The organism is Massilia sp. LMS1-1-1.1 (assembly GCF_040815535.1).
Classification (GTDB): Bacteria; Pseudomonadota; Gammaproteobacteria; order Burkholderiales; family Burkholderiaceae_D; genus Janthinobacterium; species Janthinobacterium aestuarii.
In genome coordinates, this window is sequence record NZ_JBFPNG010000066.1 from 106,387 (window position 1) to 118,802 (window position 12,416).

The following is a 12,416-nucleotide window of genomic DNA, read 5'->3' on the forward strand; positions in this document are numbered from 1 at the left end:
CAAGGCATCTCGCATATTTTCAGTAATCGCGCTGCGTGAACTTGGCCGCATCGAGCGCACGCTGTTCATTCTGGACTGGCTCCAAAGCGTCGAGCTACGCCGGCGCGTCCATGCGGGACTGAACAAAGGGGAACCCGGCACCGAGCGTGATGGGTATGGACCTGCCGCAGGGGAGCGCCTGACGGATGATCGGGCATGAAAACCTTTCATGTATGGCCATATCGCTACCATCGGTAGTTGCTGGTGACGCAAGTGTTTCAGGCTGTTATTATTTCAGGCTGGCCCGCGACACAATCGCGGCTCTCTTGCGTTTCTTGAAAGAAGACATGACCCGTCCAACAATGCTCGTCATCGCCGCCAGCCTGATGCTGGCGCCAGCCGCCGCCGTTTTTGCCTCCACCGCTACCGCGGCGGCAACACTGCCCGCCTCGAACCCGTTTGCGCAAGCGAGCAGCCTGCCATTCAACTATCCGCCGTTCGACAAGGTGCAGGACGCCGACTACGCGCCCGCCTTTACGGCAGGCATGGCCGCCAACCTGGCGGAAATCAGTGCGATTGCGAACAACAAGAAACCTGCCACGTTCGACAACACCATCGTGGCCATGGAGCGCTCGGGCCAGTTGCTGAGCCGTGTACGCACCGTGTTTTCCGTGATGTCCGGCTCGAATACGAATGACACGATCCAGGGCCTGGAACGCGAGCTGGCGCCGAAAATGGCGGCCCATAGCGATGCGATCATGCTCAATGACAAACTCTTCAAGCGCATCGATACCCTGTACGCCAAGCGCGACAAGCTGGGCCTCGATGCCGAATCGAAACGCTTGCTCGAGCGCTATCACACGGACTTCGTGCGCGCCGGCGCCAAGCTGTCGGCCGCGGACAAGGAAAAGCTGCGCGCCTACAACGGCCAGCTCGCTGCCCTGTCGACCAAGTTCGCGCAGAACGTGCTGAAGGAATTGAATGCGTCGGCCGTCGTCGTCGACACGCGCGAAGAGCTGGACGGCCTGTCGCCGGCCGCCATCGAAGTGGCCGCCGGCCTGGCCAAGAAGCGCGGCCTGGACGGTAAATATGTGATCGCTCTCGTCAACACGACGGGCCAGGCGCCGCTGTCGCTGCTGACCAACCGCGCCTTGCGCGAACGCATCATGGTCGCCTCGCAAGCGCGCGGCAGCCGTGGCGGCGAGTTCGACAACACCCAGGAAGTGCTGGAACTGGCAAAACTGCGCGCCGAACGTGCCGCGCTGATGGGTTACCCGAACTACGCGGCGTATTCGCTGGAAGACCAGACGGCGCACGACACGACCGCCGTGAACGCCCTGCTGGGCGAGCTGGCGAAGCCGGCCGTCGTCAATGCGCGCCGTGAAGCGGACGATATCCAGAAGGTCATCGATGCAGGCAAAGGCGGCTTCAAGGTGGGTGCCGCCGACTGGGCCTTCTATAGCGACAAGGTGCGCGCCGAACGCTATAACTTCGACGAGACGCAATTGAAACCGTACTTTGAAATGCACAGCGTGCTGACCAAGGGCGTGTTCTTTGCTGCAGGCAAGTTGTATGGCCTCACGTTCAAGCAGCGCACCGACTTGCCCGTCTACACGTCCGACATGCTGGTCTACGACGTCTTCAATGAAGACGGTACGCAGCTGGCCATCTTTACGCTTGACCCTTACGCGCGCAGCAACAAGCGCGGCGGCGCCTGGGCGAATGCCTACGTGGGCCAATCGACCTTGCTGAACCGCAAGCCGGTGATCGCGAATAACCTCAACATTCCGAAGCCGGAAGCGGGCCAGCCGACCCTGATGACGTTTGACGAAGTCAACACCATGTTCCACGAATTCGGCCATGCGCTGCACGGCATGTTTTCGAACGTGACATACCCGCGCTTCGCCGGCACCAGCGTGCCGCGCGACTTCGTCGAATACCCGTCGCAAGTCAATGAAATGTGGGCGCTGTGGCCGGAAGTGTTGCAAAACTATGCCAAGCACTATCAGACGGGCGCGGCTATTCCTGCCGAGCTGCTGGCGAAAGTGACGGCGGCCGACAATTTCAACCAGGGCTACAAAACCACGGAATACCTGGCATCGGCCCTGCTGGACCAGCGCTGGCACCAGCTGACCCCGGCGCAAATCCCGACCGACGTGCTGGCCTTTGAAAAGGCCGCCTTGACGGATGCTGGCGTCGATTTCGCCCCGGCGCCGCCGCGCTACCGCACCACCTATTTCTCGCACGCGTTCGCGGGCGGTTACTCGGCCGGCTACTACGCGTATCTGTGGTCGGAAAAGCTCGACGCCGACACGGTCGAGTGGTTCAAGGAAAACGGCGGCCTGACGCGCAAGAACGGCGACTGGTTCCGCAATAAACTGCTGTCGCGCGGCGGCAGCGCCGACGCGCTCGACATCTACCGCAACTTCCGCGGCCGCGATGCGAAGATCGAGCCGCTGCTGCAACGCCGTGGCCTGAACGGCAAGTAATCCTCGTACCCGTCACCGGCCTGGCCGGTGATGACCATCAGTGGCCGCCATGCAATGGGCGGCCATTTTTATTTGGCGAACCGCCACGCAAACCGTGGTAAACCGCGCAGTTGGCGCGATGCACCACAGGATCGCCCATCTTGGATGACGCCTGTGTGACAGGCTGCTATGATCTGCCACTGGCCCGCGACGCGATCGCGGCTCTTCCCCGCGCTTTCTGAAAGATGTCATGATCCGTCCACAACTGCTCGTCATCGCCGCCAGCGTCATGCTGGCCCACGCCGCTCCATCCGCCATGGCTGCCGCCACTGCAAAATCCGCGCCCGCCGCCGCCGTCAGCGCCCAGAACCCTCTGCTGAAAGCCAGTCCGCTGCCATTCCAGATGCCGCAGTTCGGCCTGATCAAGGATGAGCACTACGCGCCGGCGTTTGCCGAAGGCATGAAACGCCAGCTGGCCGAAGTCAATGCGATCGCCAATAACCGCCAGGCGCCCACGTTCGAAAACACCATCGTGGCCCTCGAGCGCACGGGGCAGTTGCTGCACCGCGTGCAAAGCATCTTCAGCAACATGACGTCGACCAATACCAATGCCGTGCTGGAAGCGGTGGAAGTGGACGTGTCGCCGAAACTGGCCGCGCATGGCGACGCGATTACCCTCAATCCAAAACTGTTTACCCGCATCGATACCCTGTACGCCAAGCGCGACAAGCTGGGTCTTGATGCCGAATCCCTGCGCCTCTTGGCCCGCTATCACACGGATTTCGTGCGCGCCGGCGCCAAGCTGTCCGATGCGGACAAGGAAAAATTGAAAGCCTACAACGCCGAGCAGGCGGGCCTGGAAACGGCCTTCGCGCAAAACGTGCTGAAGGAAACGAATGCCAAGAGCATCGTCGTCGACACGCGCGCCGAACTGGCCGGCATGACGGACAGCGATATCGATACGGCTGCCGCCGCCGCCAAGGAACGCGGCTTGACGGGCAAGTTCGTCATCGCCCTCGTGAATACGAGCGGCCAGCCGCCGCTGGCCGTGCTGACGGATCGCAAGACACGCCAGCGCCTGATGGATGCGTCGCTGAACCGTGGCAGCCAGGGCGGCGAGTTCGACAACCGCGCCATCGTCTTGAAACTGGCAAAACTGCGCGCCGAACGGGCCACCTTGCTCGGTTACGCCAACTATGCCGCGTATTCGCTGGAAGACCAGACGGCCAAGACCACGACGGCCGTCAATACACTGCTGTCGGAACTGGCGAAACCGGCCGTCGCCAACGCGCGCCGCGAAGCGGCCGACCTGCAGCAAGTGGTCGATGCGGAAAAAGGCGGTTTCCAGGTGGCGGCGGCCGACTGGGCCATCTACACGGACAAGCTGCGCAAGCAGCGTTTCAACTTCGATGAAAACGAGCTGAAACCATACCTGGAATTGAACAGCGTGCTGAACAACGGCGTCTTCTTTGCCGCCAATAAACTGTACGGCATCAGCTTCAAGGAACGTAAAGATCTGCCGGTGTATAACCCGGACGTGCGCGTCTACGACGTGACGGACGCCAACGGCAAGCCGCTGGCCCTGTTCATTGCCGACTTCTATGCGCGCGGCAACAAGCATGGCGGCGCGTGGATGAATGAATACGTGTCGCAATCGTCCTTGATGGGCACGCATCCGGTCGTCGCCAACCAATTGAACATTCCGAAGCCGCCGGCTGGCCAGCCGACCTTGCTGACGTTCGATGAAGTGACGACCATGTTCCACGAATTCGGCCATGCGCTGCACGGCATGTTTTCGAACGTGAAATACCCGCGCTTTGCCGGCACCAGCGTGCCGAGCGACTTCGTCGAGTATCCATCGCAAGTCAATGAAATGTGGGCCGTCTGGCCGGAAGTGCTGCAAAACTATGCCAAACACTACCAGAGCGGTGCGGCCATGCCGCAGGAATTGCTCGACAAGGTGACGGCGGCCAAGAAATTCAACCAGGGTTTCATGACGACGGAATACCTGTCGGCGGCCCTGCTGGACCAGCGCTGGCACCAGCTGACGCCGAGCCAGATCCCGACCGACGTGCTGGCCTTTGAAGCGGCGTCGCTGAAAGACGCGGGTGTCGATTACGCGCCCGTGCCGCCGCGCTACCGCACCAGCTACTTCTCGCACAGTTTCTCGGGCGGCTACTCGGCGGCCTACTACGCCTACCTGTGGTCGGAAAAACTGGATGCGGAATCGGTCAACTGGTTCAAGGAAAACGGCGGCCTGACGCGCAAGAATGGCGACTGGTTCCGCAGCAAATTGCTGTCGCGCGGCGGCAGCGTCGATGCGCTGCAACTGTTCCGTGACTTCCGCGGCCGCGATGCCACCGTGGAACCGCTGCTGGAACGCCGCGGCTTGAACGCGAAGTAAGCCGTCCTCATCAGAAGCTTGCGTTGCGTTGACCTGGCGCACGCAAGCTTTCCGTGCCGGCGGCGTAGAATTGAGTAAGATGTAAACAAGAAGGCAGTCGAAAGAGTATATGAGTCAGCAAGATTTGAATGGCATCACCCTGGAAGGTATCGTGACGCGCCTGCAAGCCCACTACGGCTGGGACGGCCTGGCCAAGCACATCGATATCAATTGCTTCATCAGCGATCCCAGCATCAAATCGAGCCTGAAGTTTTTGCGCAAGACCCCGTGGGCCAGGAGCAAGGTGGAACAATTGTTCTTGGACACGCAATTTACTGACTGACAGGAAAAAACATGGATAGCAAACTCAAGGAATCGCTGCAACAACTGCATTCGACACTGGAAACCAGCGGCCCCGTCGATGAAGAACTGCATGGTTTGCTGCAAAAACTCGATGTCGACATCAAGTTGCTGATGGAAAAGCGCGCCGCGCAGGAACAGGAAGAAGAGTCGACCACCTATGGCCTGGCCGAGCGCAGCCAGGAATTGTCGGCCAAGTTTGCCGTCAAGCACCCGAAACTGGAGCCGGCGTTGCGGGAGCTTGGTGAGATTTTGGCGAATATGGGAATTTGATCGGGGTCCGACCCGCCGGGTCGTACCCCAGCAGTCAAAAATTCTGGGGTCAGACCCAATGGGTCTGACCCCAAGTGATTGAAAAATAAACGTTTTTTGTACTGAAATCCAACAGTAAAAAGCAGGCCGTCAGGTTGGAAATGGCCAATTCCGGTACAATCCGTACCCTATGAGCTCCCCTACCAATTTATTTGCGACCGTTCCCAAGCGGTCTGCCCGCGCTGCCGTGGCGCCTTTCCTGCCGATGTCGCGTACCGAGATGGACGCGCTGGGCTGGGACCAGTGCGACGTCATCCTCGTCACGGGCGACGCCTACATTGACCATCCGAGTTTCGGCATGGCCCTCGTTGGCCGCCTGCTCGAAGCGCAAGGCTACCGAGTCGGCATCATCAGCCAGCCGGACTGGCTGTCGGCTGACGCGTTCCGCATCCTCGGCAAGCCGCGCCTGTATTACGGCATTACCGCCGGCAACATGGATTCCATGGTCAACCAGTACACGGCCGACCGCAAGATCCGCTCCGACGACGCCTACACGGCGAATGCGGAACCGAATAAACGCCCGGACCGCGCCGTCACCGTGTACGCCCAGCGCGCGCGCGAAGCGTATCCCGACGTGCCCATCGTCATCGGCAGCATCGAAGCATCGCTGCGCCGCATCGCCCATTACGATTACTGGTCGGACAAGGTCCGCCGTTCCGTCTTGCCCGATTCCAAGGCCGATCTGCTGATCTTCGGTAATGCCGAGCGGGCGCTGGTCGACCTGACGCACCGCCTGGCCGCCGGCGAATCGATCAAGGATATCCGCAACTTGCGCGGCACGGCCTTCATGGTGCCGTCCGGCTGGTTGCCCGGCGACGACTGGGGCGTGCACAATTCCACCCGCGTCGACGTGCCCGGCAAGATCGATCCGCACTACAGCCCCTACGAGATGGTGCAGGAAGACAAGACCGCCTGCGCCACGGAAAATGCGTCGAAATCGGCCGAAGTCATCAAACCGATCCGCATCATGAGCCGCGAAGAGCGCCTGGCCATGGCCAAGGAAAAGCACGACAAGACGGTCGTGCGCCTGCCCGCCTACGACGTCGTCAAGGATGACCCCGTCATGTACGCGCACGCGTCGCGCGTGTTCCACCTGGAATCGAATCCCGGCAATGCGCGCGCCATGGTGCAGGCGCATGGCGAACGCGACGTGTGGCTCAACCCGCCACCGCTGCCGCTGGCCATGGACGAGATGGATGGCGTGTACGACATGAACTACGCGCGCGCCCCGCACCCGAGCTATGGCAAGGCGCATATCCCGGCCTGGGAAATGATCCGCTTTTCCGTCAACATCATGCGCGGCTGCTTCGGCGGCTGCACCTTCTGTTCGATCACGGAACATGAAGGCCGCATCATCCAGAGCCGCTCGGAACCGTCGATCCTGCGTGAAATCGAACATATCCGCGATAAAACCAAAGGCTTTACGGGCACCATTTCCGATATGGGGGGCCCGACGGCGAATATGTACCGTCTGGCCTGCAAGGAAAAAGAGATCGAAGTGTCGTGCCGCCGCCTGTCGTGCGTGTACCCGTCCATCTGCGTCAACCTGGGTACGGACCACAGCAAGCTCATCTCGCTGTACCGCAAGGCGCGCGCCATTCCTGGTATCAAGAAAGTCTTGATCAGCTCGGGCTTGCGCTATGACCTGGCCGTGCGTTCGCCCGAGTATGTGAAGGAACTGGTCACGCACCACGTCGGCGGCCTCTTGAAGATTGCTCCTGAGCACACGGAAGAGGGCACATTGTCGAAGATGATGAAGCCCGGCATTGGCGCGTACGACGAGTTCAAGGAAATGTTCGACCGCTTCTCGCTGGAAGCGGGCAAGAAGCAGTATCTGATCCCGTATTTCATCGCTGCCCATCCTGGCACGACGGACCTGGACATGCTGAACCTGGCTCTGTGGCTGAAGAAAAACAATTTCAAGCTGGACCAGGTGCAAACCTTCATGCCCACGCCGATGGCCATGGCGACGACGATGTACCACACGCGCAAGAATCCTTTGCGCAAGGTGACAGCGGATTCGGAAGTGGTGGAAACGGCGCGCAGCGGCAAGATCCGCCGCACGCACAAAGCGTTCCTGCGCTACCAGGACCCGGCCAACTGGCCGATCCTGCGCGAAGCGCTGGTCAACATGGGCCGTGGCGACTTGATCGGCAATGGCGACAAGCATTTGATACCCGCCTGGACGTCGTCGGAGTCGGGCGGCCTGGCGGCAGGCGAACGCAGCCGCCAGACGCATGGCGCCGGCACGCCGGACAAGTTCAAGGTCACGCCAGGCAAGAACCGCATCGCCCTGGGCGGTACGGCAGCGGCGCCCAAAGCGTCGGCCGCCGAGTCGAAGGTGCGCCCATCGATCCTGTCGACCATCAAGACCAAGGCCAAGCCGGCCGCCGCGCCGATGGGCCGTGGCAGCAAGTCGCCAGCCAAGGGTAGCCATGGGGCGCCAGCACGGGGCGGGCGCAAGTAAACGCCCCTGTGCCCTCGGGCATCGACTGAAAACCCGGCAATGCGTACAGCGTTGCCGGGTTTTTTGCTATCTGCGCACCAAGATGGGGCGGCGGACTGCCGTGGTGGCGGGATTTTTACCAATATTTAAAAATTGGATAGAGCAAAAGGCAATTTTCCCTTGTGGCAACTTGGGGTTTGAAAATATACTCGTTGAATATTTAGCCGTACAGCAACAAAGCTGCCATTCTGGCAAGCACCAGCGTACGCGACTCCCAGCGTTGATATGAAAAGAGAAGCCAATTGAAATGCCTTTCCTGCCAGGCCGAGAATAAGCCGGGCGCCAAATTCTGTTCTTCCTGCGGCACGACGTTTGCCGTTGCTCCTGCCGCAGCCGCTCCCGTACCAGGCAAAGCCTGTGGCCAGTGCGGCCATGATTGCAAGCTTGACGCCAAGTTCTGCCCCAAGTGCGCGTTCAGCTTTGCCGTGGCGCCCGTTGCCGTGCCGGTGCCGCCGCCGTTGCCGGAACCCGTCATTGCGCCCGCTATCGAGCCAGTGACTGAGCCCGCCGTTGAGCTTGTTGTTGAGCCTGCCCCGGCGCCGGTGGCGGTGCCGGAACCGGTCGCGCCACCGCCACCACCGCCCGTGCTGGAAAAGCGCCGTGCCGAGCCCGTGCCCGAAGCTTCACCCGAGCCTGTACCCGAGCCAGCTCCCGCCTCCGATGTGCAGACGGACAGCCCACCGGCTGGCAACCGCACGAAACTGATCGCCGCCGCCGTCGCAGCGGTGGTACTGCTGGGCGGTGCGGGCGCTTACTATTTTCTGTCAGGCAAGCCGACTGTCGCGGCGCCAGAAGCCGCGCCAGCCTTGCCCGCGCAGGCGAACCCTGCGCCTGCCGCCGAGCAGCCGCTGGCCATCAGCGACCCTGTGCTTGATGGCGCCACGGCGACCGAGTCTGCCACGACATCTGCGGCGGCCGCAGCCGAACCGGCGCCAGTGCCGGTCGCCGTTCCTGCTCCACCACCGGAGCCGGCACCCGCACCCGCACCCGCCCCCGTCGTGGAAAAGCCGGTCAAGCCCGCCAAGGTGACACCGCTGCCGGCGCCCGCCAAACAGACTAGCGGCCTGGAAAGCGTGATCACGGACAGTCTGTCCGAAGCGAGCCACTGCATGAGCCAGCGCAAATACGACTGTGCCATTGCCAATGCGAATGCCGTGCTGCGCATGGACACGGGCAACCGCCATGCACTCGACATCAAGCGCAAGGCGAAAGAAGCGCAAGACAAGGCGTTGTCGCAAATCCAGATCGAGTAAGCCGCGCGGCTTGCTTCCCATTCCTATTTTGATCTTTCCGGAGAATAACGTGAAAAACTTGAAACAAATTGCCAAGCCCATGGTGGCGCTGCTGGTCGTGTCTTCGATGCTGGCCGGCTGCGCCGCCCCGGGCGGGCCTGGCGCCACGAGTAATACCACCACCGCAGGCACGGACGCGGCCAGCGGCGAATGCAATACGGCCATGCTGGCCGGCATCGGCGCCGTCGTGGGCGGCTTGCTGGGCGGCGGCAACAACACCGTGCGCGGTGCGGCCCTGGGCGCCAGCCTGGGCGCGCTCGCTTGCGTGGCCTTGAATTATCAAAGCCAGCAAGTCAAGACGGCACAGCAGGTGCAGACTGACTACAAAGTGGCCAACAAGGGCAAGCTGCCCGAGCAATCGACCCTGGTGAAATACGAGACGGGCTTTACGCCGTCGTCCGTACGTCCGGGCCAGAAGGCGCAGACCAATTCGTATATTGAAGTGGCGGCCGGCACGCGCGATCCGAACCCGCTGGTGGAAGAAGAATTGAGCCTGTACAAGCCCAATGGCGACTTGATCAAAACCGTGCGCAAGGTGGTCAGCAGCAACAACGGCAGCGGCGCCTACAAGGGTGGCTTCTCGATTCCCATGCCGGAAGGCGTGCCGCAAGGCATTTATCCTGTCCGCACGGCGCTGTACCTGAATAGCAAGCGCGTCGGTGGTCAGGACGTCAAGCTGCAGATCGTCCAGCGCCAGGCGCCTGCGTCCGACCTGCAACTGGCGCTGGCCTACTAACACAGCATGACCACGGGGCGGCCAGGCAGGCCGTCCCCTTCCGATTTCCCCCTTCCAGGCTAGACATGACCATTTCCACAGAAGTACCTAAATCTCTTCCCTTTTCCTCCGCGCTCGGTTCGCTGATCGAAGCGACCGACGCCATCAAGAACTTCCGCGCGATTGCCCTGCTGGCCCTGACCTTTATCGGCGCCGTGCTCGTCGGTGGCGTACTGACGATGCTCGCCGGCAGTATGAGCAGCGTGCTGCTGGGCTTCCTGGGCGGCCTGATGGCCTTCCTCGTGATGTTTTACGGTTCCAACGCCGTGGGCATTTTGCTGATGCGCGATGTACAAGGCCAGCCTGGCATGAGCCTGGTTGATGCCGTGCTCGTCTCGCTGTACACGAGCCACCGTCTGATCGCGGTCGTCTTCCTGGAATTTCTGATCGTGCTGGCGGCCATGCTCGCCATCGCCATCATCTTGTTCGTCTGCAAGATCCCCGTGCTCGGCCCCGTGCTGTACACGGTCGTCTTCCCGCTGTCGGCCATCGTGCTGGGCGTGCTGGTGTTTGCGCTGTTCTACGTGATGCTGCCACTGGCCGGCCCTGCCGCCTGGTCGGGCGCCACCGTCTTCCAGATCATTGCCCGCCTGAACCTGATCGTGCGCACCAAGCTGGTTTCGGTGATCCTGCTGGAAGTGCTGCTGTTCCTGATCACCTCGTTTGTCGCGCTGCTGATCTTTGGCGTGATCGGTACCGGCGTGTCGCTGACGAGCGGCATGTCGGCCGGCATCCTGGGCCTGGGCGGCCAGATGAACATGTATTCCCTCGCTTCGGGCCTGAGCGGCGGTTCCGGCTACATCATCGCAGCCGGTCTGGGTGGCGGCTTGTTGCTGGCGGCCGCGGCCGTGGTACCGGGCCTGATCTTTACCAAGGGCGTGTGCATCATTTACCTGAACGCTACGCGCAATGTCGATTTCAGCGCCTCGGAAGCGAGCCTGAACGACGGCCTAGCCACGGTCAAGAAAAAAGCCGAGGAAGCGCGTGAACGCGCGCGTGCCCTGGCTGAGCAAGCTGCGGCACCGGCCACGCCAGCCGCTCCCGCTGCTTCGGCCGCTGCGCCGGCTGACAGCCTGCAATGCCCGAGCTGCAAAGCGCCGGTCGCGTCCGATGACGTGTTCTGCGGCGAATGCGCGCATAAACTCAAGTAAGGCAGACCATGGCGCAATTCTGTAAACAGTGCGGCACCGCCCACGCGCCCGACGCGCGCTTTTGCGATGAATGCGGCAAGGCCGTCAACGCCGCCGCAGCCCCAGCACCGGCGCCTGCACCGGCCGCGACGCCGGCGCTGCCCGGTGTGAAGCGGCGCCACGTCATGATCGCCGGCGGTGTGCTGGCGGCGGTCATCGTGGCCGGTGGCGCGCTGGCGTGGCTGCTGGCGCCCGAGGCAGCCTCGGCCAGCAGTTTCAGCCGCGCCATCGACGCCCACCTGGCGGCCGACGAGGCGGCGCGCGACAAGCTGCTGTGCTTGTCCAACTTGCCGTACCAGAAGGAAGAAATCCGCGTGGCGTCGTACGACAGTTCCACTCGGCAATGGCTCGATATCCTCGTGCGTGGCGGCCTGTACAACGCTCCCGTCGAGCAAAGCAGCGGTGGCTGGATTGCGCAATCGCAATTTGTCTACGCGCTGGCCGCGCCGGGCAAGGCGGCCTTGCGTGGCGACAAGCTGTGCGTGGCCAAGGGCGTGAAAGTGGCCAAGGTCAGCGGCTACGATCAGGTGCGCGACCTGGGCGCACAGCAAGTGGCGATGGCCAAGGCCACCCTGACGCTGACCGATGAGGCGGCGTGGTTCGCCAAATCGCCGGACCGCGCATTGATCCTGCAGCGCTTGCCGGACGGCGACCTGCAAGTGCGACTGCCGATGGCGCTGGTCGACAAGCAATGGCAAGTCATCGACGAAGCGCACATGAGCCAGGCGGCCATGACCGGTGCGATAGGCAAAGCGTCAGCCGTGCAGGGTGCGGGCATGCTGGACAAGCTGAAAAGCGTGTTCAGCTTTGGCGGCCACCCGGCGGTGGGGAAATGGCAGGCGGCGATGGGCAACGTCCTGGAATTTACAAGTGACAGCGTGATCAATAACGGCACCTCGACCAAGGCCACCTTCACCACCAAGGGCAATACCGTGACGATCGCGCCGGAAGGCGCGGGCGAAGCGGCCATGGATATTATCGTCAGCGACGATGGCAGCACGGCGCAGATCAGCATGGGCGGCATGCGGGTAACGACCCTGCGGCGCGTGCGCGATTAAGCATCAGGCAGGCGGCGCGGCGTGCCGTCTGGCGCAGTTCACCAAGCCCGGCAATGCCGGGCTTTTTTACGCCCGCCCGACAGCGGCGCAAGC

At 62.1% G+C, this 12,416-nt stretch carries 9 protein-coding genes and 1 pseudogene; all 10 read left to right on the top strand.

All coding sequences use genetic code 11. The annotated features are described in order from the left end of the window. Positions 1-25: 25 nt before the first annotated feature. Positions 26-133: pseudogene (locus MRBLMS1_RS28495) on the top strand (Tn3 family transposase); the annotation flags it as partial. 193 nt (positions 134-326) lie between these two features. Next, complete coding sequence (locus MRBLMS1_RS28500) at positions 327-2,468, top strand: M3 family metallopeptidase (protein WP_485883713.1); 2,142 nt, start codon at positions 327-329, stop codon at positions 2,466-2,468. A 229-nt stretch (positions 2,469-2,697) separates the two neighbouring features. After that, the gene (locus tag MRBLMS1_RS28505) at positions 2,698-4,851 is read left to right on the top strand and encodes a M3 family metallopeptidase (protein ID WP_485883715.1); all 2,154 of its coding nucleotides are present in this window, start codon (positions 2,698-2,700) and stop codon (positions 4,849-4,851) included. A gap of 109 nt (positions 4,852-4,960) precedes the next feature. Beyond that, positions 4,961-5,173: a VF530 family protein gene (locus MRBLMS1_RS28510; protein WP_034753881.1), complete on the top strand. Its 213-nt coding sequence runs from the start codon at positions 4,961-4,963 to the stop codon at positions 5,171-5,173. Between the two features lie 11 nt (positions 5,174-5,184). Further along, positions 5,185-5,463 carry a DUF4404 family protein gene (locus MRBLMS1_RS28515; RefSeq protein WP_034753883.1) on the top strand — a complete coding sequence of 93 codons (279 nt, stop codon included), beginning with the start codon at positions 5,185-5,187 and terminating at the stop codon, positions 5,461-5,463. 244 nt (positions 5,464-5,707) lie between these two features. Then, the gene (locus MRBLMS1_RS28520; protein ID WP_485883841.1) at positions 5,708-7,969 is read left to right on the top strand and encodes a YgiQ family radical SAM protein; all 2,262 of its coding nucleotides are present in this window, start codon (positions 5,708-5,710) and stop codon (positions 7,967-7,969) included. A 281-nt stretch (positions 7,970-8,250) separates the two neighbouring features. Next, on the top strand, positions 8,251-9,261 hold the full coding sequence (locus tag MRBLMS1_RS28525; protein ID WP_485883718.1) for a zinc ribbon domain-containing protein: 1,011 nt from the start codon (positions 8,251-8,253) through the stop codon (positions 9,259-9,261). Between the two features lie 49 nt (positions 9,262-9,310). After that, on the top strand, positions 9,311-10,036 hold the full coding sequence (locus MRBLMS1_RS28530) for a hypothetical protein (protein WP_128140589.1): 726 nt from the start codon (positions 9,311-9,313) through the stop codon (positions 10,034-10,036). 65 nt (positions 10,037-10,101) lie between these two features. Then, positions 10,102-11,226, top strand: a complete 1,125-nt coding sequence (locus MRBLMS1_RS28535) for a hypothetical protein (RefSeq protein WP_485883720.1) — start codon at positions 10,102-10,104, stop codon at positions 11,224-11,226. Positions 11,227-11,234: 8 nt separating this feature from the next. Then, positions 11,235-12,323, top strand: coding sequence for a zinc-ribbon domain-containing protein (locus MRBLMS1_RS28540; RefSeq protein ID WP_485883722.1), 1,089 nt, complete (start codon positions 11,235-11,237; stop codon positions 12,321-12,323). Positions 12,324-12,416: the final 93 nt, after the last annotated feature.

What these genes read in the sequence shown, in the direction of transcription:
- MRBLMS1_RS28500 (WP_485883713.1), top strand. Translation starts at nt 327, where the DNA reads ATGACCCGTCCAACAATGCTCGTCATCGCCGCCAGCCTGATGCTGGCG.
- MRBLMS1_RS28505 (WP_485883715.1), top strand. Translation starts at nt 2,698, where the DNA reads ATGATCCGTCCACAACTGCTCGTCATCGCCGCCAGCGTCATGCTGGCC.
- MRBLMS1_RS28510 (WP_034753881.1), top strand. Translation starts at nt 4,961, where the DNA reads ATGAGTCAGCAAGATTTGAATGGCATCACCCTGGAAGGTATCGTGACG.
- MRBLMS1_RS28515 (WP_034753883.1), top strand. Translation starts at nt 5,185, where the DNA reads ATGGATAGCAAACTCAAGGAATCGCTGCAACAACTGCATTCGACACTG.
- MRBLMS1_RS28520 (WP_485883841.1), top strand. Translation starts at nt 5,708, where the DNA reads ATGTCGCGTACCGAGATGGACGCGCTGGGCTGGGACCAGTGCGACGTC.
- MRBLMS1_RS28535 (WP_485883720.1), top strand. Translation starts at nt 10,102, where the DNA reads ATGACCATTTCCACAGAAGTACCTAAATCTCTTCCCTTTTCCTCCGCG.
- MRBLMS1_RS28540 (WP_485883722.1), top strand. Translation starts at nt 11,235, where the DNA reads ATGGCGCAATTCTGTAAACAGTGCGGCACCGCCCACGCGCCCGACGCG.